Genomic DNA, 24,007 nt, shown 5'->3' on the forward strand with positions numbered 1-24,007 from the left:
TGGCTGCGTGGCTGCGTGGCTGCGTGGCTGCGTGGCTGCGTGGCTGCGTGGGGCCGTTACGCAGCCACGCAGCCACGCAGCCACGTCAACGCAGCTCCGACGCCGCCGGCGTGCTCGTGGACCCCGGCTCCAGCCGCTCCAGCCGGTCGAGCCGCTCGACGTCGATCGCCAGCGCGCCGTCGGGCGACGTCGCGAACACGCTCGCGAACTTCGCGTCCCACCGGATCTCGCTCCACGTGTACGACGCGCGCGCCGTGACGCGCGTGGAGAACGTCTCCTCGTGCGCGTTCACCAGCACGAGCAGCTCCGCCTCCGCCGCGCGCAGCGAGTCCGGCGTCGCGCCGCGCAGCGGGCTCTCGGCGTCGATCGGGTGCACCACCGTCCAGTGGAGCGTGAACAGGTCCACCGAGTTCCGCTCCAGCGCCAGCGGATAGAAGTTGCGCTCGCGCTTGCCGTCCGACTGCTCGAACAGGATCAGGCTCGCGCGCACCTGCACGTCGCTCACCTCGCCGGGCTGCACGTTCACCATGCGGAACATCAGCCCGCGCCCGCCCTCGTACGGCGCGACCACCGCCGACTCGCTGAACCGGAGGCGCATGCGCGGGCGCGTGAGCCGCGCGATGAGCAGCCCCGCTGTCGTCACGAGCACGAACGGGCCGAAGAACGACTCGAACACGACGAGCCACGCCGCCGTCGGCCCCACCGTGTGCACCGACCCCGCGCCCGTCGTCGTGAACTCCGACACGCTGAACCACAGCGCGCGCAGGAACGGGTCGTCGAGCCCGAGCCCCGCCGTGCCGTCGAGCGCCGCCGGGCCCAGCGCGAGATAGACGAGCGCGAAGCAGCCGTTGAGCAGCAGCAGCGCGCCGAGCGCCCACGCGAGGAACGTCGGCCACGACGCGTTCAGCGCCCGGAGGTACGCGCGCTCGAGCCGCTGCGCGCCGACGCCGTACTTGCGGCTCGTCGGCTCCCCGTCGTGCGTGAGGAAGCGCCCGCGCACCTGCTGCGCGACGACGCGCCCGAAGCCGAGGTCGGTGAACGGGCGCTCGGTCGGCGGGGGCGGCGGTGGGAGGGGAGCGCGGTCGTCGGGGGAGGCGGTCACTCGGCGGCTCGTGCGGGCTCGTGCAGGGAGGAAGGACGTACGCTGGCGCGCCGAAGGATGACCGGCCGCCGCGGCCGCGTCCAGCGCACCGCGCCGCGCGCAATCATTTGCCTAGCCGTCGCTTCGAGGCCGTGGTACGTTGAGAACCACGGTGGTAGCGCTCGCGCATCTTTCGCGAGTGCGATCGGTGACGGAGCGATGCGGCTTCCGGGTGTGGGTCACACGACGAGTGGACAGGGTGCCGCCATGACGAATCGCGAGCGGACACCGCAGCACGAGGTCGGCGAGTCGGGCAGCTCGGGCGGGATAGGGATGCGCGACCAGATCAGCGCGACGATCGCACGCGCGCGCGCCGCCATTCGCCTCTCGCGCGAGCGCGCCGAGAGGAGCCGCGCGATAGTGGATGTCTCCGGGTTCGTCGTCGAGGAGGCCCAACGCGCGACCGATGCGTCGCGCCGGATCCGCGCGGAGCTTCGCGAGTCCGTCGTCGCCTACGTGCGCGACCTCCGCGCGCAGGGGGTGCCGAGCGAGCGCATGCTCGTGCTCGTGAAGGCGGCGGTGCGCGAGGCGACGCGCCGCCGGAGCTCGATGCCTACGAGGCGCGCGCGCTCATGGAGGACGTCGTGCGCTGGAGCGTGGACGCTTACTACCATGCCGCCTGACCGCAGCCGCGCGACCCGCGAGACCATGACGCGTCGCGACGTCCGCGGGATCCCCGCGACGTGCCGCGACGTCGACGAGCTGCGGCACGAGCTCGAGCTGCTGCTGGAGCGCACCGCGCAGGCCCGCGACGTGTGCGCGGCGTCCGCCGTGCACGTGAAGGCCGCGTGCGCGCAGAGCATCGCCACGCGCGAGAGCGTGCGCGCGTCCCGCCAGCAGTGGCAGGCGTGGCGCACCGGTCTCGCGGCCGCGCTGAGCCGCGCCGCGGAGCGACGTGCGCGCGCGACGCTGCACCGCTGTGAGACGTGCGAGGCAGTCCGCTTCGCGGTCGGGGCCGCCGAAGCACCGCCCGACGCGAGCGCCGCGCCGGCCGAGTGGATCGTCCCGCCCGCGATGGTGCGGACCCGACTGCGGATCGACTGGACGGGACTCGTGATCGTGCCCGCGACGTGCCCGCGCTGCGCGGCCGTACGCGACGGCGGCGCCGCGCTCGCGCCCGACGCGAGCACCGACCCGGAGACGTCGGACGATGCCGAGATGCTCGGGCGCCTGCTCGACGACATCTCGGACGCCGCGACGGCGATCGCAGCGCGATGCCCGTCGCTCGACGAGGAGCAGGCGCTGGAGCTCGCGATCGAGACCATCGTCGGGAGCGGGTGGGGGGACGGCCCGCCGGATGTCTCGCTGGACGACATGGCCGCGCTCGGCGACGCGCTGCGGGCCCTCGCACGCGCGCTGCGTGAGGGGGCCGCGGACGACGCCGTCGGCGTCGTCCGCGGCCTGCCACAGCGGTCCGGGCACTTCCGCCCCACCCTCCGGCCGCGCTAGCCTCCGCCCTTCACCTCGGCCAGTCGTCTCGCGCATGGCGCACAGGGACGTGATCGTCGTCGGCGCGTCCGCCGGCGGCGTGGAAGTGCTGAAGACGTTGACCGCCGGGCTGCCGCGGGACTTCGACGCCGCCGTGCTGATCGTGCTCCACATCGCGGCCAGCAGCCCGAGCGTGCTCCCGACGCTGCTGCGGCGTGGCGCGGTGCTTCCCGTGGCGTTCGCGGGCGACGGCGAGCCGCTCGAGCGCGGCCGCATCTATCTCGCGCCCCCCGACCGCCACCTCGTGGTCGAGCCCGGCCTGCTGCGCCTCACACGCGCGCCGCGCGAGAACCACAGCCGCCCGGCGATCGATCCGCTGTTCCGCTCCGCCGCGCTCGCGTACGGGCGGCGCGTCGTCGGGGTGATCCTCTCCGGGCGGCTCGACGACGGCACCGCGGGGTTGTGGGCGGTGAAGGACCGCGGCGGCACGACGGTCGTGCAGGATCCCGACGACGCGCAGCACCCCGACATGCCGCGCAACGCGCTCCACTACACCCGCGCGGACCACGTCGTGCCCGCCGACGCGCTGCCGGACCTGCTCGTGCGGCTCGTGCGCGAGCCGCTGCCCGATGCGGACGAGCGCCCGGCCGCGCGCGAGCTCGAGCTCGAGGTGCGCATCGCGATGGAGGGAAACCCACTGCGGGAGGGCGTCATGTCTCTCGGGCCCGTGAGCCCCTACACCTGTCCGGAATGCCACGGCGCACTCGTCCGCGTCGACGAGAGCGACATCCCGCGCTTCCGCTGCCACACGGGCCACGCGTTCTCGCTCGACAGCCTGCTCGCCGTGCTCACCGAGAACGTGGAGACGGCGCTCTGGAACGCCCTGCGTGCGGTGGAGGAGAGCATCCTGCTGCTGCGCGAGGCGGCCGACCGCGAGTCGGGCGCCGGCGGCGCGCGGTTCGAGGAGAAGGCGCGCGAGGCGGAGGCGCGCGCCGCGACGATCCGCGAGACCGTGCTGCGACATCAGGCGCTCAGCCTCGAGAGCGTGCGCGCCGCGGTGCTCGGCGCGGATCGGCACGCGGTGCTCGGCGGCACCGACCGCTGACGCGGCGGCGCGCACGGTCCGCCGTGTGCAGCGATCGACGGGCGCGTACATTGTCCGCTCCCACGCCCGGCACGATCACCCGTCACGACGGCGGCTCGCCCGTGTCTCGATCGTCCGCTACCTGCACGAGCATCGAGCGCCGGGCCGTACAGGCGCGGGCGCGCGAGCTGCGCACGTGGGCCGACGCGGCCATCGCGCGGGCGGACCTCTCGGTCGTTCGCGCCAATGCCGTCGTCGCTCGAGCACGGCAGCTCTGCACGGTGGCGTGGGACGCGCGGTTCGATCGCTGGTGCGCGCGCCCCGATCGGCCGGCGCGCCCGCGCCACCGCCGCACCGGTGGTGCCGTGCTGCGCCGCGCCGCCGAGCGGGCGGTGGCGTCGAACCCCGCGCCCGAGCCGGCGCGGGCGGCCGTCTTCCCCGCGCTGCACACGCCCCCGTGGGCGCACGCGATCGTGTACGGCGAGCGGCGTATCTCGGGCATGGCGGCCGACGCGGCGACGGTCGAGCCGTGGATGGTCCGCGAGCTCGACGCGCGGGCGGTCCCCGCCGCCCGGGGCCCGCGCTGCCTCGTGTTCGAGAATCCCCGCCTCGTGCGTCGCATCTGGGACTACCCGACGACGTGGCTCTCGCTCTCCGACCGGGCGCTGCTGGCGGTGGCCGGGCTCGCGCCGTGAGCGCGACGTCCGAGAGCGATCGGCAGGCGGCCGAGGAGCAGCGGCTCGTCGCCGAGGAGACGCGCGGCTCCGCCGAGGCCGCGCGCGAGCGGGCCGAGGCGGAGCGCGCGCTCGCCGAGGAGCATCGGGCACGCGCGGAGTCGGCGCGCTTCGACGCGGAGCGGGCGCGGCATCAGGCGGAGCTCGCGTACGCCACGGCGGAGCGCGCGCGCGTCGACGCCGAGCAGGCGCGCTCGGTGGCGGAGCACGCGCGATCGCTGGCGGAGCGCGCGCGGGATGATGGCGAGCACCTGCGGGTGGCGCAGCAGGAGCAGGCGGAGATCATCCGCGAGATGCGCGCGACGCTGGACATGCTCCGCGAGTCCCGGCAGGCCGAGCGCGCGGGGGGCTGATCGGGCGCGTCAGGCCGGCGCGTCGCCCTCCGATGCGCCCTCGGCGGACGGACCGCCGTCGGCCGCCGCCGCGTCGTCGCCCGGCGGCTCCTCCATCAGCACGATGACGCCGCGCGGCGCCTCGCTCGTGCGCGAGAGGAGTGGCAGCACGCGCGTCTGACACACGATCGCGCGCCCGCGACGGTTCGTCGCCCGGATGGGCGCCTCGTAGCTCGGCAGCTCGCCCGCGAGACACGCGCGGATCGACGGCAGGATGCGCCGCACCGGCAGGCCGATGTCGAGGCTCGGAAACGGCGCGCCGTCGGCCTCCTCGCGCCGCACGCCCCACAGATCCTCGGCCCGGTCGTTCCACACCATCACGCGCAGATCGCGGTCGAGCACCGCCACGCCGGCGCGCAGGCTCCGCAGGATCGACTCGAGGAACAGGTTCGCCTGATTCAGCTCGTCGCTCCGCAGGCGCAGCTCGTCGTTGATCGTCTGCAGCTCCTCGTTCGTCGACTGCAGCTCCTCGTTCATCGTCTCGAGCTCCTCGTTCGTGGACTGCAGCTCCTCGTTCGTGGTCTCCAGCTCCTCCACGGTGGAGTGCAGCTCCTCGTTCGTGGTCTCGAGCTCCTCGTTCGCCGACTGCAGCTCCTGGTACGCCGTCTCCAGCTCGGCCTGCATGTCGTCGAGCTGCTGCCGCGCGAGCCGGGTCTCGGTGACGTCGACGAACGACACGCTCGCGGCGGCGACCGTGCCGCCCAGCTCGAAGATCGGCGCCACGAGGATGTCGAACCACCGCTGCTCGCCGCCCGTGGCGCGCCACGGCACGGCCTCGCGCGTGACGGGCTCCCGCGCCGTCGTCGATTCGTCGATCAGCGAGCGCAGCTCGTAGGGGCGATACGACACCTCGAGGTCGCGCAACGGACGGCCGAGGTCCGGCGCGCCGAGGCGAAACAGCCCACGGGCGCGCGCGTTCACCGCGGCGACGAGACCATCCTTGTCGATGACGAGCTGCGCGATCGGGCCGGCGTCGAACGTCCCACCGAGCACCGCGTCCGTTTCGACGCCCGGGGTCCTGGCGCGCTGCGGCGCGATCGCCGGTATCGGCCCGCGCGGCCGCACGGCGCCGTGCGCCTTCGCGAACACGCGGCGGCGCAGGTCCACCGCCAGGAACAGGTTGCCGTGCAGCTGGATGGTCTCGGCGCGGCCGAGGAGCAGCAGCCCGCCGTCGTTCAGCGCGAAGTGGAAGCGCGCGAGGATCTTCGCCTGCGTCGCCGTGTCGAAGTACATGAGCGTGTTGCGGCACGCCAGCAGGTCCACGCGCGAGATCGGCGCGTCCTGCACGAGATCGTTGCGGCCGAAGATGAGCACGCGACGCAGATCCTTGCGGAACACCACCTGCTTGCCGCGCCGCTCGAAGTACTTGTCCACGAGCTCGGGCGGCATGTCGGCCACGTCCTTCTCGTCGTACGCGCCGATGCGCGCGTGCGCGAGCGCCGGCTCGTCGAGATCGGTCGCGTAGATCTTCACGCGGTCGCGGAACGTGTCGTCACCGATCGCCTCGGCGAGCACGATGGCGAGCGTGTACGCCTCCTCGCCGGTGGCGCACCCGGCGCACCACACGCGGATCGGATCGGCGGGACTCTTCTGCGCCACCAGGCGAGGAACGATCTCGGTGCGCAGGTACTCCCACGGCAGATCGTCTCGGAAGAACGCGGTCACGTTGATCAGCAGGGTGTCGAGGAGCCGCGCGAATTCCGCGGGGTGCGACTCGAGATAGTCGATGTACGCCGTCAGGCTCGTCGCGCCGATGGCGCGCAGTCGCTTCGTGAGGCGGCGCAGGAGCCCCGTGCGCTTGTAGCCACCGATGTCGAGGCCGCGCGTGCGGTACAGGTAGTCGACGAGCGCGGCGAGCTCGGAATCGCCGTCCGGCGGTTGCTGCGGAGCGTGTGGCATCACCGGGTCACGTTAGTCGCGCCGCGGGCAGCGTCAATCTGCGGACTCGGTCGCGGCGGCGGGCGGGATGCGCGCGCTGCCGTCGAGCCGCAGCAGCGCGCGCAGCGCGGCGCCGTGCTGCTGCGCCGCCTCCTCCTGCGCGACGAAGCGCTCGGCGGCGTAGGGATGACCGAGCATGGTGGCGCGGTCGGCGCGCCGGCGGGCGAGCGCCGCCTTGTCCTCCATCGCGCGCAGCGCCGCCCACAGGGCGTGCTCGATCCCCTCGATCTGCCCCTCGTCGAGGCTCGCCGCCGAGTACGCGTGTCCCGTCTCGCAGCGGAAGCGCAGCGGTCCGTCGCCGGACAGGTCCCACAGCACGCCGCCGCAGTCGGGGCAGGCGAAGCGTGACGGCACGCCGTAGCGCGCCTCGCGCAGATGCGCCGTCTCGTCGACGAGCGCCATCCCCACCTCGCGCGCGAGCTCGTCCTGCTGCTCCTGCGGCGGCGGTGCCGGCGGCGCCGCCTCGCGCGCGAGCCGGCCGAGCAGCGGACCGAGCTCGCCGGCCGGAGCGACGTGGTCGGCGCCGACTTCCTCGATCACGCTCCGCGGCATGCTCGGCACGAGCGCGTCCGACGGATCCTGCGCCACCACGATGCCGCCGCGGTCCTTCACGGTCCACATCCCCGCGGTGCCGTCGTCCAGCGCGCCGGAGAGCACCACGCCGATGACGCGCGGGCCGAACGCGAGCGCGGCCGATCGGAACAGCGGGTCGACCGCAGGGCGGTTGCGGTTCTCGCGCGGGCCGCGCGTGAGCCGGAGCACCGCCGCGTCCCCGTCGCGCTCCACCAGGAGGTGGTGGTCGGGGACGGCGACGTGGATCGCCCCCGGCCGCAGCCGCATGCCGTGTTCGGCGGTCACCGCCGGCAACGCCGCGACCCGGTCGATGACGTCCGCGAGATGGCTCTCGGCGAACGGGCGCATGTGTACGACGACGCACACCGCCGCCGGGAGATCGGACGGCAGCCCCGCGACGAGCGTCGCGAGCGCCTCGACGCCGCCGGCCGACGCGCCGACGACGATCAGGTCATGGATCGGCACGAGATCCTCCGCGGCGCGGCGCGCGCCCACGCGGTCGATGGAATCCAAATGGTGGTCGTTCCCGGGGTCGGGCGGGTCCGGTTCCTGCCTTCGCGCCCGGCATGAACAACGATACGCTGCGCGTCTGGCGGGGACAGCCCTACCCGCTCGGCGCCACCTGGAACGGCATGGGCGTCAACTTCGCGCTCTTCTCCGAGCACGCCACCGGCGTGGAGCTGTGCCTCTACGACCGCGACGATCCGACGCGCGAGACGGCGCGCATCCCGGTACGCGAGCGCACCAACCAGGTGTGGCACTGCTACCTGCCGGACGTGCGTCCGGGACAGCTCTACGGCTATCGCGTGCACGGGCCGTACGACCCGTCGACGGGACACCGCTTCAACGCCGCGAAGCTGCTGCTCGATCCGTACGCGCGCGCGATCGCCGGCGACGTGGTGTGGGACGACGCGCTGTTCGCCTATCGCGTGGGCGGCGCGCGCGAGGACCTCGAACCCGACGACCGCGATTCGGCGCCGTTCGTGCCGAAGTGCGTCGTCGTCGACCCGACGTTCGCGTGGGGCGACGACCGCGCGCCGCGCACGCCGTGGAACCGCACCGTGATCTACGAGTGCCACGTGAAGGGAATGACGGCGCGGCACCCCGGCGTGCCCGCGCACCTGCGCGGTACGTACCTCGGCCTCTGCTCCGACGCGATCCTCGACCACTTCACGTCGTTAGGCGTCACCGCCGTCGAGCTGCTCCCGGTGCACCAGTTCCTCGACGACCGGCACCTCGTCGAGCGCGGGCTGAGGAACTACTGGGGCTACAACACCATCGGCTTCTTCGCGCCCGACGCCCGGTACGGCACCGCTCGGTCGTTAGGCAACCCGGTGGACGAGTTCAAGACGATGGTGCGCACCCTCCACGCCGCGGGGCTCGAGGTGATCCTCGACGTCGTCTACAACCACACGGCGGAGGGCAACCACCTCGGCCCCACGCTGTCGTTCAAGGGCCTCGACAACGCCGCGTACTACCGGCTCGTGCCCGACGACCCGCGCTTCTACTACGACTTCACCGGCACCGGCAACTCGCTCAACGTGCGCCACCCGCGCACGCTGCAGCTCATCATGGACTCGCTCCGCTACTGGGTGACGGAGATGCACGTCGACGGCTTCCGCTTCGACCTCGCGCCGGTGCTCGCGCGCGAGCTGTTCGAGGTCGATCGACTCTCGGCGTTCTTCGACATCATCCAGCAAGACCCCGTGCTGCAGGGCGTGAAGCTCATCGCCGAGCCGTGGGACGTGGGGCCGGGCGGCTATCAGGTCGGCAACTTCCCCGTCGGCTGGGCGGAGTGGAACGGCAAGTACCGCGACGACGTGCGCGGCTTCTGGAAGGGAGACCCGGGGCAGGTGCCCGCGCTCGCGTCGCGCCTCTCCGGCTCGGCCGACATCTACAAGTGGTCGCAGCGCTCCGCCTACGCGAGCGTGAACTTCGTCGTCGCGCACGACGGCTTCACGCTGCACGACCTCGCGAGCTACGAGGGGAAGCACAACGAGGCGAACGGCGAGGGCAACCGCGACGGCCACGATCACAACATCAGCCGCAACTGGGGCGTCGAGGGCGACACGGACGATCCGGCGATCCTCGACATGCGCTACCGCAGCATGCGCAACTTCCTCGCGACGCTCGTGCTGTCGCAGGGCGTGCCGATGCTCGCGCACGGCGACGAGATCGGTCGCACGCAGCGCGGCAACAACAACGCCTACGCGCAGGACAACGAGATCTCGTGGCTGGACTGGGACCTCGACGACCGCCGCCGCGCGCTGCTCGACTTCACGCGGCGCGTGGTCTCGATCCGGCAGGCGAACCCGGTGCTGCGCCGCCGCACGTTCTTCCGCGGCGAGGTGGTGTCGCACGAGGGCATCAAGGACCTCACCTGGCTGCGCCCCGACGGGGCCGAGATGTCGCAGCCGGACTGGGATTTCGCGGGCGCGCGTGCGCTCGGCATGCTCGTGCACGGCGAGGCCACCGACGAGACCGACGACCGCGGGCGGCCGATCCGCGGCGACACGATGCTGCTGCTCGTGAACGCGTCGGACGGCACGGTGGAGTTCGCGCTGCCCACGCTCGACTCGGGCGAGTGGACGGTGCTCGTCGACACCGCGGAGGGCGAGGTCGCCGTCGTGGAGATGCCCGTGCTTCCCGTGCTGCCGTACTCGCTCGTGCTGCTGCGGCAGGGGCGGGAGCGGCGCATCGGGGAGCCGGGTCCGTCGGCGTGACGCGACGGCCTCGGCCCGCGCGTTAGGCGCTACGCGATGACGAGCCGCGCGGCGGCCGGAGCGGACGTCGCCTGAGGCTCGACGCGCTCGTCCTCCATGCCGCGCGCGTGGCGCACCCACCGTCCGCGCCCGCGCGCCTTCGCCCGGTACATCGCGACGTCCGCGTCGTGCAGCACGCGCGCCGCAGCCGCGGCGACGTCCTCGGCACGCGCAATGCCCACGCTCGCGCCGACGCACACCTCGCGCCCCTGCAGAGCGAACGGCGCGGCGATCGACGCGACGATGCGGCGCGCGACCGCGATCGCGTCCTCGTCGTGCCGCACGCCGCCGAGCAGCACGGCGAACTCGTCGCCGCCCAGTCGCGAGACCGTGTCGCAGCCGCGCGTCGCGTTCAGCAGCCGCGCCGCGACCTCGACGAGCAGCGCGTCGCCCGCCGCGTGCCCCATCGAGTCGTTGACGCCCTTGAAGCCGTCGAGGTCGAGCAGCAGCACCGCGACGCGCGCGTGGTCGCCGGCGGCGCGGGCCTCGGTCACCGCGCCGTCGAGGCACTCGAGGAACCGCGCCCGGTTCGCGAGCCCCGTGAGCGCGTCGTGATACGCGAGCCGCGCCAGTGCCGCGCTCGCGCTCTCGGCCCGCGCCTGCGCGGTGGCGCGGATGTTCTCGAACACGAACAGCAGCAGCGCCGTGCAGAGCACGAGCCCCGCGTGGCTCCCCATCGTGAGCGTGTGCGCCCAGGCGGCGGGGTAGTCGACCGGGAACGTCACGCCGCTCGCCTCGGCCGCGCGGAACGCGCCGACCGTGAGCACGCTGAGCGCGGCCCACCCGGCCGCCTCGCGCCGGCCGAGCAGCAACACGGCGAAGATGGGCGGCATGATCAGCCACGGCGTGGCGAGCGACTCCAGCCCGCCCTCGTGGCACATGAGCGCCGCGATCGTGGCGTACAACACGCAGGTCAGGGTGTGGCCGGCGGCGCGGAGCCACGGCCGCAAGCGCAGCATCGCGAGCCCGATCGACGCCGCGCCGGCGCCCGCAGCGAGGACGATCGCGCCGCTCCGGAAGCCCACCACGGCCGCGTAGAACGCGGCGTAGCCCGCGGCCGTCACGACGAGCACCATCGAGAGCTGCACCGTGAGGCGCGCGCGGCTCAGGATCGCGCTGTCGTCGCGCAGCGACGCGGAGATGAGCGGGTCGGACCAGGAGCGCATGCTCGGCGACGGCCGGGAGGAGGGCGCACCGACGGGCGCACCGCGTGGCAAGGACGCCCGGACACGCCGCGAGGCAACGCGCCGAGCGCGGCCGCGTGCACTGGCTGCGTGTCGACGGGCCGGCGCGCATTACCATTCGGCGCGGCCGCGACGGCACGAGCGAGATCGTCCGCACGATCGGCGACGCGGCGACCCCCTGACCCGAGCGCATGCGCATGTCCCGGATGTCCTGGTTCGCCACCCCGCTCCGCCGTCTCGTCACGTTAGGCACCGTCGTCGCGCTCGGCGCCTGCGCCACCGCGTCGGGCGGTGGGAGCGCGCCCGGCGGCTTCTTCTGGCCCGCACGCCCCGCCGGCGCCGTGCACACGCTCATGCCGTCGCCGACGACGGTGGTGGTCGGCGGCTACGATCCCGCGGCGGCGCCGGTGCTCCGCGTCGCGTCGGGCGAGGAGGTGATCGTCGGCGCGGTGTCGACCTGCGGCGCCCGCCTGCTGCGCCCCGGCGTCGACACCGGCACCATCGAGCCGGCGTGGCGCGCGATCAACGCCGCGGTGCGCGACTCGACGCTGCGCCGCGGCCCCGGTGGCCACATCCTCACCGGTCCGATCCACGTCGAGGGCGCGGATTCCGGCGACGTGCTCGAGGTGCGCATCGAGCGCGTGGATCTCGACCTGCCGTGGGCGTGCAACTCGTTCGGCCCGCGCAGCGGCTTCCTTCCCGAGGATTTCCCGGGCCAGTCGAAGAGCCGCATCGTGCCGCTCGACCGCGCGCGCATGGTGGGCGTCTTCGACTCGTCGGGCATCGAGATCCCGCTGGGGCCGTTCTTCGGCTCGATCGGCGTCGCACCCCCGCCGGCGCGGGGACGCATCAACAGCGCACCCCCGGGCATCCACGCCGGGAACCTCGACAACAAGGAGCTCGTCGCCGGCACCATCCTCTACATCCCGGTGCACACCCGCGGCGCGCTCCTCGAGATCGGCGACGGCCACGCCGCGCAGGGCGACGGGGAGGTGGACATCACCGCGCTCGAGACGGCGCTCCGCGGCCGCTTCCAGCTCGTGGTGCGCAAGGACATGCACCTCACCTGGCCGCGCGGCGAGACGCCGACGCACTGGATCGCGATGGGCACCGACAGCAACCTCACGGTCGCGACGAAGACCGCCGTGCGGGAGGCGATCGCGCTGCTCGTCGACGTGCGGCACATGACGCGCGAGGACGCCTACATGCTCGTGAGCACGGGTTGCGACGTCCACGTGACGCAGCTCGTCGACGGGACGGTGGGGGTGCACGTGATGATCCCGAAGCGGCTGTTCACCAAATGACGCGCTGCGTGGCTGCGTGGCTGCGTGGCTGCGTGGCTGCGTGGCTGCGTGGCTGCGTGGCTGCGTGGCTGCGTGGCTGCGTGGCTGCGTGGCTGCGTGGCTGCGTGGCTGCGTGGCTGCGTGGCTGCGTGGCTGCGTGGCTGCGTGGCTGCGTGGCTGCGTGGCTGCGTGGCTGCGTGGCTGCGTGGCTGCGTGGCTGCGTGGCTGCGTGGCTGCGTGGCTGCGTGGCTGCGTGGCTGCGTGGCTGCGTGGCTGCGTGGCTGCGTGGCTGCGTGGCTGCGTGGGTGTCGGGACGTCACGCAGCCACGCAGCCACGCAGCGATCACGGCGTCGTCCCCGCGCGGGGGAACCCGCCCTCCCGCGTCGCCGCCTGGTACGCGAACGACGCCAGCACCACCGCGGCCTGCTTCAGCCCTTCCGCCGGCACGCGCTCGGCGAAGTCCATGTTCGTGTGGTGCACGCGCGTGTCGTACTCCGTGTAGTCCTGGATCGTGTTGAACCCCGGCAGGCCGAGCGCGGTGAACGAGAGGTGGTCGGTGTTGCCGATCTTCTCCATGACATTGCGGCGCGCGCCGAGGTCGCGGAACGGCGCGAGCCACTCGTCGAGCACCGCCTTGGCCGCCGCGTTGCCCTCGGCGTACCAGCCGTAGATCGGCCCCGTGCCCGGATCGTTGTTGAGGTACACGTAGAACTTCTCGCGCGCGCGCGCGTTCGCGTCGCCGGCGTAGTGCTGCTGCGCGTAGGCGCGCGAGCCCAACAGCCCCTGCTCCTCGCCGCCCCAGATCGCCGCCCGGATCGTGCGCCGCGGGCGGGCGCCCGTGACCTTGAGGATCCGCATCGCCTCGATCAGCTCCGCGACCGCGTCGGCATTGTCGGCCGCGCCGGTGGCGGAGTGCCACGAGTCGATGTGCGCGCCCAGCAGCACGACCTCGTCGGCGACCGCGGGGTCGGTGCCCGGGATCTCGGCGAGCACGTTGTAGCCGTTCGTGTCGGCGGTGAGGTACCGTGCGCGGACCTCGACGCGGAGCCGCGCCGGCACGCCGTCGCGCAGCATGCGCACGAGCAGGTTGTACTGCTCGGCCGACACGATGAGCGACGGCACCGCGTTCGCGGGCGTGCTCGCGCGGCTGCCGAGCACGAACATCGTTCCCTCGCTGCCCTCGGTCGGACGGAGCACCGCGGCGGCGCCGAGGTCGTGCAGCGTCTGCTGGAACGTGGCGCGCGGCAGCGGGCCGGTCGCGTTGTTCGCGCGCGGCGCACCGATCGGCACCGGCTGGTCGTGCTCCGTCGGCTGCAGCCGGTCCTTCGTGATGAACACGTCCTGCGGGCGCGTCGCGAGCACGATCCGGCCGCGGATCGCGGCGGCGTGCGCGCGCACGGAGTCCGGCGGGAGGTCGCCTATGTAGACCGGCGTACCTTCGATGACGCGCGTCGTCGGCGGCGACCACGCTTCGGCGAACGCGATGAGCGGCAGATAGCGTGGCGCGATGAGCTCCGCCGTCTGCCCGTCGAGCGACCAGCCGCGCCCGAACGGCCACGCCTCGAGGTGCACGTTCGCGAGGCCGTAGCCGCGCAGCGTGGCGGCGGCCCAGTCGACCGACTGACGGAACGCCGGCGACCCCGTGAGCCGCGGGCCGATCACCGTCGTGAGATGGTCGAACAGCTCGAGCGCGTGCGAGCGATTCATTCCCTCGTCGCGGATGCGCGCGAGCGCGGTCGCGTCTTGCGCGCCGGCGCCGCACGGGGCGAGCACGAGCGCTGCGGCGAGCGCGTGGTGCCTCATCGAGAGTCGCGTGAGATGTCTTTTCATGGAGCGAAGTTAGGACGCGGGCGACCGCTCGGCGATCGGGCCGGGGGCGTGCACGCATTTCGTCGTGCTTGACAACCGGTCCCGGACGCCGTAATTGAGACGCGACGCCGAGAAACGCGTGGGATCCGACCGGAGATCTCGCCGCGCGCTCGGCGCCACACGCGCTGTCGTGACGCGCGTGCGGTGCGTGAAGTCTGCGCCGTCGATGCGCAGTTGTGCCAGGAAGACGTTCGGTCGCTCGAAGCCTCACCGCCGGTCTGAGGCTGGCGCGAGATTCGGATCGTCGCAGGCACCGGAGAGCATCCGCATCCCCATCAGGTCGGCCACTCGTCGGCCTTTTGATCGACGGATAGTTGGAACGTTCCACATCGCTCCATGACGGACGACGCCCTGCGACGCTTCGGGATGCCACGCCCGTGCGCCGCACCACGCGTCGACCCGCGCGCCCTGCCGTAGATCGCGACGCAGTGTCCGAAGGCTGCCGGACGAGCCCGAGCGACCACGCAACCGCACCAACGGGAGGATCGTTATGGAAACGATGCTGCTGGCGAGGCAACCGCGTCGGGGTAGCCGCCGGTTCCGTCTCCGAACGGCGGGGCTTGGCGTGGCCCTGCTCGGCGCGACCGCGCTCACATCCGGGCAAGTCGCGGCGCAGCGAATCCGCGTCGCCGGCACGGTGACGTCCGCGGGCGGCGCGCCGCTCGGCGGCGCACAGGTGCGCGCCCTCGGGTCGGACACCGCCGCGCTGACGAACGCGCAGGGGCGCTACGCCATCACCGCGCCCGGGAACGGGACGCTGCAGATCACGTTCATCGGCTTCCGTCCCGTCGAGGTGCCGATCAACGGTCGCACGACCGTCGACGTCTCGCTCGAGCGCCTCGCCGTCCTCGAGCAGGTGCTCGTGACCGGCTACACACAGCAGCGCCGTGCCGAGATCACCGGCGCCGTCGCGACCGTGAACACGCAGGCGGTCGAACGGCAGACCACCGCGAGCGTCGTGCAGCGTCTGGCCGGCAACGTGTCCGGTGTCCAGGTCGAGGCCAGCGGCTCGCCCGGCTCGCGCAGCACCGTGCGTATCCGAGGCGTCAGCTCGTTCCAGAACAACGACCCGCTCTACATCGTCGACGGCACCCCGGTCCAGGACAGCTACGTCAACTGGCTCAACGCGGACGACGTCGAGTCGGTCCAGGTCCTCAAGGACGCGTCGTCGGCCTCGATCTACGGCGCACGCGCCAGCAACGGCGTCGTGATCATCGAGACCAAGAAGGGGCGCGCGGGACAGGGCGTGTCGCGCGCCACCCTGCGCGTGCGCACCGGCCTCGCGACCCCGGTGCGCGGCTACGACGACATCCTCATTCAGAGTCCGCTCGACTACTTCCAGGTCGTCAAGCAGAGCTACCTCAACGCGGGCTACAAGCTCGCCGACATCCAGAGCGCGGTCTACGGGCGCAACCTGTACGGCGACCCGAATAGCCCGTCGGTCCCTCAGTACATCTACTGCGGCTCGAACACGACCTGCAGCAACGTCGACGTCAGCAAGTACGGCTATCCGAACAACCTGATCGTGCCGGGCAGCGCGGGGACCAACTGGTGGAAGCAGGTCTTCGGCACGGGTAAGGTCGGCGACTACAACCTGGATGTCGCGGGCGGCGGCGTCGGCAACACGTACAACCTCTCGTTCAACTACTTCGATCAGATCGGGACCGCGCGCTTCAACCGATACCAGCGCGGCAGTATTCGGGTGAACACCTCCTTCAACCGCGCGAAGTTCTTCACCGGCGAGAACATCGCGCTCTCCGGCGACCGCGGCACGGGCGGCCTCCCGAACGACCCGGGCGGCTATGCCGAAGACGGCATTCTCGGCAAGAACGTGCTGATGCAGCCGGTCATCCCCGTGCGCGACATCCAGGGCAACTTCGCGTCCGGCAAGGCGCAGGGGCTCGGCAATCAGAGCAACCCGCTCAAGCTCGCGTACGAGCACCGCGACGACGTCGGCAAGAACGGCCGCATCTTCGGCAGCGCCTTCGCCGGCTTCGACGTGACGCCCAAGCTGAACCTGCGCTCCACGCTCGGCCTCAACGTGGGGCAGGGCTCGTTCGCCGGGTACAGCCCGCCGCTACCCGAGAACTCCGAGCCGACGTTCAACAACGGCATCAACGAGAACAACAGCAGCTTCCAGAACTTCACCTGGAGCAACACGGCGCGGTACTCGGCGAACCGCGGACCGCACACCCTCGGCCTGCTCATCGGCCAGGAGGTCATCCGCGGGTCCAGCCGGTTCATGACCGGCTCGCTCGGTAGCCTCATCTCCACCGACATCGCGTCCCGCTACATCCAGGACGCCCTCGGCGACGCGTCCACGAAGTCGGTATCGAGCAGCGGCTCGCGGAACGCACTGGTGTCCTACTTCGGGAAGGCCGACTACAACCTTCTCGATCGCTACCTCGTGAGCTTCACGGTGCGCCGCGACGGCTCGTCCAACCTCGGGCGCGCGAATCGGTGGGGTACGTTCCCGGCCGCCGGACTCGGATGGCGGCTGTCGCAGGAGCCGTTCTTCCCGAAGGACAACGCCATCTTCTCGGACGTGCGGCTCCGCGCCGGATGGGGCGTGACCGGGAACCAGCAGATCCCCTCGGGCCGCATCGTGTCGACGTTCGGCGGCGATCGCGGCGACGTGTACTACGACATCAACGGCTCGAACAACAGCATCGTCGCCGGCTTCCGCCAGACGCAGCTGGGCAACGCGAACCTGAAGTGGGAAGAGAACCGGTCCACCAACGTGGGCGCCGATCTCTCCCTGTTCAGGAACAACGTCGACCTCGTGGTCGACGTCTGGCAGCGGAAGACCAACAACCTGCTGTTCGACCCACGTCTCCCGGGGACCGCGGGCCTCGCCGCGCCGCCCATCCAGAACGTCGGGCGGATGCAGAACACGGGATTCGACCTGTCCGTCGGCCATCGCGGCGCGAGCTGGAGCGCGACGCTCAACGGCAGCCACTACAAGAACAAGATCCTCGCGATCGGCGGCAGCGGCGACTTCTTCTACGGCCCGATCGCGACCCGGTTCGGCAATCAGGTCATCAACAAGATCGGCCAGCCGATCGGCGCGTTCTACGGCTACGTCGCCGACGGGTTCTTCAAGGACGCGGCGGACGTCACGGCGTCGCCGAAGCAGGACGGCGCGGCGCCTGGCCGCATCAAGTTCCGCGACACCAACGGCGACGGGCAGATCACGCTGGCCGACCGCACCATCATCGGCAGCCCGCACCCGGACTTCACGGGTGGCCTCGACCTGACGTTCCGTCGCGGCGCGTTCGAGCTCGGGGGCACGATCTTCGGCACGTTCGGCAACAAGATCTTCGACGTGCAGAAGGAGTTCTACGTCTTCCGCGACTTCTCGACGAACGTCCGGAAGGACCTGCTCGCGAACTCGTGGACGCCGGTCGACGCCACCGTGCCGCGCGCCCAGTACACGACGAACAACCCGAACCCGAAGTATCCGATCCTCGACATCAACGACACGTACAGCCGCGCCGTCAGCAGCTACTACGTGGAGAGCGGCTCGTACGTGCGGATGACGAACCTGCAGCTCGCGTGGGACGTGCCGCAGCGCTACGCGCGGTGGCTCGCGAGCGCGCGCGTCTACGTGCAGGCGGAGAACCTGTTCACGATCACCGGCTACAACGGCCTCGATCCCGCGCTTCCCGCCGCGAACGTGACCGGCGCCGCGGGCGACATCCGCGACCAGTACCGCGGCGTCGACCGCGGCTCGTATCCGAGCAGCCGCACCTTGAGCGTCGGCATCATCACCTCGTTCTAACCGAGCGCCCACCAGGAGCGAGACGATGAACATCTTCACGAAGCATCCGGCGCTCTGTAGGACGGCGCTCGCGCTTGCCGCCGTGGCCATCACGTGGGGTTGCAAGGACCTGCTCGAGACGAGCGCAACGCCGCAGGGAGCGCTGAACGAATCGACGCTCGCGAACTTGACCGGTGTCGAGGGGAGCCTGATCGCCGCGTATCGTGCGCTCGATTGCACCGACTCGAACTTCGCGTTCGGCGGTTGCTCGGCCAGCAACTGGGGCCTGGGCAGCGTCCCGAGCGACGACGCGTACAAGGGCTCGGAGGCGCAGGACTTCCCCGACATGACCGACATCGAGAACTACCACTGGGGCTCGTCGGGCGTCGAGGGGATCCTGAACAACAAGTGGCAGCAGGTCTACGAAGGCGTCGTGCGGGCGAACTCCACGCTGCGTCTGCTGAAGGAAGTGCAGACCTCCAACCCGGCCGCCGTCAGCGCCGATGCCGCGAAGGGCATTCAGGGCGAGGCGATCTTCCTTCGGGCGCACTACCACTTCGAGGCGTGGCGCGTCTGGGGGAACATCGGGTACTACCGCGAGGACGACCACGACTTCCAGAAGCCGAACCTCACGAGCGACCAGGTCGCCGCGGAGCTCCTGAAGGATCTCGATCAGGCCATCTCGCTGCTTCTGTCCACGCCGCGCAACGGCCAGGTCGGTCGCGTCACGAGCTGGACGGCCAAAGCGTACAAGGGGCGCGTGCAGGCCTACGCGGGTCAGTGGGCCGAAGCGCTGAAGACGCTGCAGGACGTCAAGAACAACGGGCCGTACGCCCTGGAGCCGAGCTACGACCGCGTCTGGACCGGCTTCAAGGAGTTCGAGAACGGCAAGGAGACGATTCTCGCCTACCAGGCTTCCGCGAACGACGGCGATCCGAACGGGAACAACGCCAACACCGGCGAGCGGCTGAACTTCCCGCACTCGGGGAGCCACTTCGGCTGCTGCGGCTTCCACCAGCCGTCGCAGAATCTGGTGAACTTCTTCCAGGTCGACGCGAACGGGCTCCCGCTATCGCTCTCGAGCCCGAGCACGTGGAACGCGCGCAACGACAACCTGGATGCGAAGGCCTCGGCCAACGTCGCGCTCGATCCTCGGCTGGATTGGACGGTCGGGCGCGACGGCGTCCCGTACAAGGACTGGGGACCGCACGACCCGACGTGGATCCGCGCCCCAGGCTTCTCGGGTCCGTACAGCCCGAAGAAGATGCAGCACGAGAAGGCCAGCGGCGCCGAGAGCAACGTGGGCTGGGTTCCCACGCAGCTCAACTCGGACAACATCCACCTCTACCGGTACGCCGACCTGCTGCTGATGCTGGCCGAAGCGGAAGTGGAGTCGGGGTCGCTCGAGAACGCGCGGGCGATCGTGAATCAGATCCGCACGCGGGCCGGGGCGAAAGCGCAGGGGCCGGGCACCGACCGCGCGTCGATCGCCGTGCCGCTCAACGACCCGTCGATCACGTGGGCGAAGTACAAGGTCGGGCTGTACACGCAGCCGTGGACCGACAAGAACGCGGCGCGCGACGCGGTCCGTACGGAGCGCCGGCTCGAGCTCGCGATGGAAGGGCAGCGCTTCTTCGACCTGCGGCGCTGGAAGATCGCCGAGCAGGTGCTGAACGCGTACGTGGCGGTGGAGAAGAACCGTCGCTCGTACATCGCCGCCGCGGAGCCGTTCACGTCGAGGCACCTCCTGTATCCCATCCCGCAGGTCCAGATCGAGCTGAGCAAGGCGGGATCGACCTCCAACCTGAAGCAGAATCCCGGGTGGTGATCGGCGCGGCGGCTGTCGCCGACGCCTAACGATCGACAGCACGAATCGGCGGCCACCATCGTCCACGGTCCGGACGATGGTGGCCGTGTCGCGTACACCGCCCGCCCGTCGGTCGAGCCCGCGCACTCTCGGCTCCGAGCGGACCGAGTCGGCGGAGCGGTCGCGTATGTACACCGGCGTACCCACGGGTTGACGGGCGGCGCGCCCGTGAGCGGTGGGACGATCGCCGTCGTGGGGTGGTCGAACAGCGGGGCGTGACGCGCGCCACGCCGATCGGCGCGCGGGAGTGACCGCTCGATCGGTGCCCGGGTCCCCGAGGAGATACGGTGCGCGTGCGAGGACGCGGCGGCATCTCGGCCTTCTTTACGCGTCCTTGACAACGATTGCACCGAGCGGAGATTCGCCTCGACCGTTGACAGAGTATCCCGGGGCCGCCCCGCTCGGGACGCGCGCCGCGAAGTCCGGGCAGCCGAAGTGGAGCCTCACGTCGCTGCCTGCGTCGCTGTCTGCGTCGCTGCGTCGCTCGGTCGTTCCCTGGTCCGTTAGGCACTTTCCCCCCGTGGTTGGAGGCTGACTCGATGACCCGTCTACGGCAGGCACCCCAGAGGCCGCCCCCCGGCATCGACCGGGCCCCCCCGCGACGACGACGCGTCGTCCTCGCCGCGTCGTCGTCGCACCGCTGACGGATTGTTAGGCAGGGCCTGTGGGCCACCGGACGCGCCCCAGGTCGAACAGCTGCGCCACTGGGAGGATCGCCATGGAGACGATGCTGTCTGGAAGACAAGCACGCTCGCACCGACGTCCTCACCGCCTGCTGTCCGGGTTGGTGAGCCTATTGCTTCTGCTGTGCGTGAGCGCCCCCGCGTTCGCCCAGCGCCTTCGCGTCACCGGCATCGTCACCTCGCAGGGCGGACAGCCCATCCGCGGGGTGCTCGTGCGCGTCGCCGACTCGGACTCCGGCACGACCACGAACGAGGCAGGCCGCTACACGGTCACCGCCCCGGCGAACGGGACGCTGCTGTTCACGGTCATCGGCTACCGGCCGACCACCGCGCCGGTGAACAACCGCACGACGGTCGACGTGACGATGGAGCGCCTCGCCGTCCTCGAGCAGGTGCTCGTCACCGGCTACACCGAGCAGCGCCGCTCCGAGGTCACCGGCGCCGTCGCGACGGTGAACACCCAGGCGCTCGAGCGGCAGAGCGGCGCGAGCGCGCTGCAGCGCCTCGCCGCGAACGCGCCCGGCATCACGGTCGAGAACAGCGGCTCGCCCGGCTCGCGCAGCACCGTGCGCATCCGCGGCATCAGCTCGTTCCAGAACAACGATCCGCTCTACATCATCGACGGGACGCCGGTCCAGGACTCGTACGTCAACTTCCTGAACCCGGACGACATCGAGTCGATCCAGGTGCTGAAGGACGCGTCGTCGGCCTCGATCTACGGCTCGCGCGCCAGCAACGGCGTGGTGATCATCGAGACCACGAAGCGCGGCGCGAACGGCCCGCCGCGCGCCCGCCTGCGCGTCCGCAGCGGCATCGCGACCCCGGTGCGCGGCTACGACGACATCGTCCTCACGAACGCGATCGACTACTTCAACGTCGTGAAGGCGAGCTACGTCAACGCGGGCTACAAGGTCTCCGATTTCCAGCAGGCCGTCTACGGGCGGAACCTGTACGGGGACCCGAACAACCCGCAGGTGCCGGCGTACATCTGGTGCGGCTCGAACACGTCGTGCACGAACGTCGACCCGTCGGCGTACAGCTACCCGAACAACCTGATCATGCCGGGCAGCGCCAACACCAACTGGTGGAAGGCGGTGTTCGGCACGGGCCACGTCGGCGACTACAACCTCGACGTCTCCGGCGCGGGCACCGGGCACACGTACGCCGTGTCGATGAACTACTTCGACCAGAAAGGAACGGCGGCGTACAATCGGTATGATCGCGGCAGCGTGCGCGTGAACACGTCGTTCAACCGCAGCAAGTTCTTCGTCGGCGAGAACGTCGCGCTCTCCGGCGACCGCGCCAACGGCGGCGTCGGGAACGACGCGTTCGGCGAGGGCGGCATCCTCGGGAAGAACATCCTGTCGCAGCCGGTGGTGCCGATCTACGACATCAACGGCAACTTCGCGTCGGGCAAGGGGCAGGGGCTCGGGAACAACACCAACCCGCTCAAGTCCGCCTACGCGGCGCGCAACAACGTGTCGAAGAACGCCCGCATCTTCGGGAACGTGTACTCCGGGTTCGACGTCACGCCGAAGCTGAACCTGCGCACCCAGCTCGGCATCAACATGGGCCAGGGGTCGTTCAACGGCTTCAACGACATCACGCCCGAGAACTCCGAAGCGGTCTTCATCAACTCGATCAACGAGAACCAGAACTCCTTCACGAGCTGGACGTGGAGCAACACGGCGCGCTACTCGCTGTCGTACAAGGCGAGCACGCTGAACCTCCTCGCCGGTCAGGAGGCGAACCGCGGCACGAGCCGGTTCATGAGCGGGTCGCTGAATGGCCTGATCAACACGAGCCTCGACTCGCGCTACATCCAGGACGCGCTCGGTGACGCGAGCACGAAGAACGTCTCCAGCTCCGGCTCGCGCAACGCGCTGCTCTCGTATTTCGGCAAGGCCGACTACACGCTGCTCGACCGCTACCAGCTCAGCTTCACGGTGCGGCGCGACGGGTCGTCGAACCTCGGGCCGGACAACCGGTGGGGCACGTTCCCGGCGTTCGGCGCCGGCTGGCGCCTTTCCGAGGAGCCGTTCCTGAAGGGGAACAACACGATCAGCGACATGCGCCTCCGCTTCGGCTGGGGCGTCACGGGCAACCAGCAGATCCCGTCGGGCCGCATCGTCTCGTCGTTCGGTGGCAGCCGCGGCGACACGTACTACGACATCGGCGGCAACAACACGTCGGTCGTCGCCGGCTTCCGGCAGACGGCGCTCGGCAACGCGAACCTGAAGTGGGAGGAGAACCGGTCGACGAACGTCGGTCTCGACCTCGGGCTCTTCAACCAGCTCGACGTCACGTTCGACGTCTACAAGCGCAACACGAACAACCTGCTGTTCGCGCCGCAGACCCCGGGCGCGGCCGGCATCGCGAGCCCGCCGATCGTCAACATCGGCGCGATCAAGAACACCGGGTTCGACTTCTCCGTCGGGCACCGCGCCACGAACTGGTCGGTCACGTTCAACGGCAGCCACTACAAGAACGAGATCGTCCGCATCGACGGCAACAGCACGTTCTTCTACGGCCCGAACGGCGAGCGCTTCGGCAACCCGGTCATCAACGAGATCGGCCAGCCGATCGGCGCGTTCTTCGGCTACAAGACCGCCGGCTTCTTCAAGGATGCGGCCGACGTGAAGAGCTGGGCGACGCAGGACGGCGCGGCGCCCGGACGCATCAAGTTCGTCGACACGAACGGCGACGGTAAGATCACGCTCGACGACCGCGTCGTCATCGGCACGCCGCACCCGAAGTTCACCGGCGGCCTCGATTTCACGGTGCGCCGCGGCGCGTTCGAGCTCGGGAGCACGGTCTACGGCACGTTCGGCAACAAGATCTTCGACATCCAGAAGCAGTGGTACATCTTCCGGAACTTCTCCACGGACGTGCGCAAGGATCTCCTCGCGAACTCGTGGACGCCGGTGGATCCGAGCGTGCCGCGCGACCAGTACACGACGAACAACCCGAACCCGAAGTATCCGATCCTCGACACGAACGACAACTTCAGCCACGCGCTGAGCGACTTCTACGTCGAGAACGGCTCCTACGTGCGGATGACGAACCTGCAGCTCGCGTGGGACGTGCCGCAGCGCTACGCGCGGTGGCTCCAGAACGCGCGCGTGTACGTGCAGGGTGAGAACCTGTTCACGATCACCGGCTACAACGGCCTCGATCCGGCACTCGCGCCGGTCGCGACGAGCGGTGCCGCCGGCGACATCCGCGACCAGTACCGCGGCGTCGATCGTGGCACGTATCCGTCGAGCCGCATCTTCAGCTTCGGCATCATCACCTCGTTCTAACCGAGC

General features: G+C 70.9%; 14 protein-coding genes. 9 read left to right on the forward strand and 5 right to left on the reverse strand.

What is annotated here, in order from left to right; genetic code table 11:
• Positions 1–85: 85 nt before the first annotated feature.
• Entirely contained in the window at positions 86–1,102 is a 1,017-nt protein-coding gene (locus J421_RS11155) for a hypothetical protein (protein WP_025411259.1), read from the reverse strand.
• A gap of 246 nt (positions 1,103–1,348) precedes the next feature.
• Between J421_RS11155 and J421_RS11160 the strand changes: the two genes are divergently transcribed.
• The 4 genes from J421_RS11160 (at position 1,349) to J421_RS11175 (ending at position 4,740) form a co-directional block, all read left to right on the forward strand.
• Positions 1,349–2,590 (forward strand): hypothetical protein, encoded by a 1,242-nt coding sequence (locus tag J421_RS11160; protein WP_025411260.1) that lies wholly within the window; start codon positions 1,349–1,351, stop codon positions 2,588–2,590.
• A gap of 34 nt (positions 2,591–2,624) precedes the next feature.
• The gene (locus J421_RS11165) at positions 2,625–3,674 is read left to right on the forward strand and encodes a chemotaxis protein CheB (protein ID WP_025411261.1); all 1,050 of its coding nucleotides are present in this window, start codon (positions 2,625–2,627) and stop codon (positions 3,672–3,674) included.
• Between the two features lie 101 nt (positions 3,675–3,775).
• A complete protein-coding gene (locus J421_RS11170) occupies positions 3,776–4,348 on the forward strand; it encodes a hypothetical protein (protein ID WP_025411262.1) in 573 nt (190 codons plus the stop codon).
• A complete protein-coding gene (locus J421_RS11175; RefSeq protein WP_025411263.1) occupies positions 4,345–4,740 on the forward strand; it encodes a hypothetical protein in 396 nt (131 codons plus the stop codon). Before J421_RS11170 ends, J421_RS11175 begins: the two co-directional genes overlap by 4 nt.
• 9 nt (positions 4,741–4,749) lie before the next feature.
• Here the strand turns inward: J421_RS11175 and J421_RS11180 are convergent, their stop codons facing one another.
• Together J421_RS11180 and J421_RS11185 are read right to left on the reverse strand one after the other, a co-directional pair.
• Positions 4,750–6,678: a CheR family methyltransferase gene (locus J421_RS11180; RefSeq protein ID WP_025411264.1), complete on the reverse strand. Its 1,929-nt coding sequence runs from the start codon at positions 6,676–6,678 to the stop codon at positions 4,750–4,752.
• Positions 6,679–6,711: 33 nt separating this feature from the next.
• Complete coding sequence (locus J421_RS11185) at positions 6,712–7,803, reverse strand: chemotaxis protein CheB (protein WP_104022516.1); 1,092 nt, start codon at positions 7,801–7,803, stop codon at positions 6,712–6,714.
• A 53-nt stretch (positions 7,804–7,856) separates the two neighbouring features.
• Here J421_RS11185 and glgX point away from each other — a divergent pair, with 53 nt between their 5' ends.
• Complete coding sequence (glgX, locus tag J421_RS11190) at positions 7,857–10,013, forward strand: glycogen debranching protein GlgX (RefSeq protein ID WP_025411266.1); 2,157 nt, start codon at positions 7,857–7,859, stop codon at positions 10,011–10,013.
• A gap of 29 nt (positions 10,014–10,042) precedes the next feature.
• Here the strand turns inward: glgX and J421_RS11195 are convergent, their stop codons facing one another.
• Positions 10,043–11,218 carry a GGDEF domain-containing protein gene (locus J421_RS11195; RefSeq protein ID WP_025411267.1) on the reverse strand — a complete coding sequence of 392 codons (1,176 nt, stop codon included), beginning with the start codon at positions 11,216–11,218 and terminating at the stop codon, positions 10,043–10,045.
• A gap of 215 nt (positions 11,219–11,433) precedes the next feature.
• On the opposite strand from J421_RS11195, the gene J421_RS11200 reads away from it, so the two are divergent.
• Positions 11,434–12,540: an acetamidase/formamidase family protein gene (locus J421_RS11200; RefSeq protein ID WP_236646300.1), complete on the forward strand. Its 1,107-nt coding sequence runs from the start codon at positions 11,434–11,436 to the stop codon at positions 12,538–12,540.
• Between the two features lie 322 nt (positions 12,541–12,862).
• On the opposite strand, the gene J421_RS11210 is transcribed toward J421_RS11200, so the two are convergent.
• A complete protein-coding gene (locus tag J421_RS11210) occupies positions 12,863–14,323 on the reverse strand; it encodes a M20/M25/M40 family metallo-hydrolase (protein WP_025411269.1) in 1,461 nt (486 codons plus the stop codon).
• Positions 14,324–14,954: 631 nt separating this feature from the next.
• Here J421_RS11210 and J421_RS11220 point away from each other — a divergent pair.
• The 3 genes from J421_RS11220 to J421_RS11230 all read left to right on the forward strand — a co-directional run bounded on the left by J421_RS11220 (position 14,955) and on the right by J421_RS11230 (position 24,001).
• The gene (locus J421_RS11220; RefSeq protein ID WP_025411270.1) at positions 14,955–18,170 is read left to right on the forward strand and encodes a SusC/RagA family TonB-linked outer membrane protein; all 3,216 of its coding nucleotides are present in this window, start codon (positions 14,955–14,957) and stop codon (positions 18,168–18,170) included.
• A 25-nt stretch (positions 18,171–18,195) separates the two neighbouring features.
• On the forward strand, positions 18,196–19,977 hold the full coding sequence (locus tag J421_RS11225) for a RagB/SusD family nutrient uptake outer membrane protein (RefSeq protein ID WP_025411271.1): 1,782 nt from the start codon (positions 18,196–18,198) through the stop codon (positions 19,975–19,977).
• Between the two features lie 826 nt (positions 19,978–20,803).
• A complete protein-coding gene (locus J421_RS11230; RefSeq protein ID WP_158508746.1) occupies positions 20,804–24,001 on the forward strand; it encodes a SusC/RagA family TonB-linked outer membrane protein in 3,198 nt (1,065 codons plus the stop codon).
• Positions 24,002–24,007 lie beyond the last annotated feature (6 nt).

Origin of the sequence: Gemmatirosa kalamazoonensis (assembly GCF_000522985.1) — a bacterium.
Taxonomy (GTDB): Bacteria; Gemmatimonadota; Gemmatimonadetes; order Gemmatimonadales; family Gemmatimonadaceae; genus Gemmatirosa; species Gemmatirosa kalamazoonensis.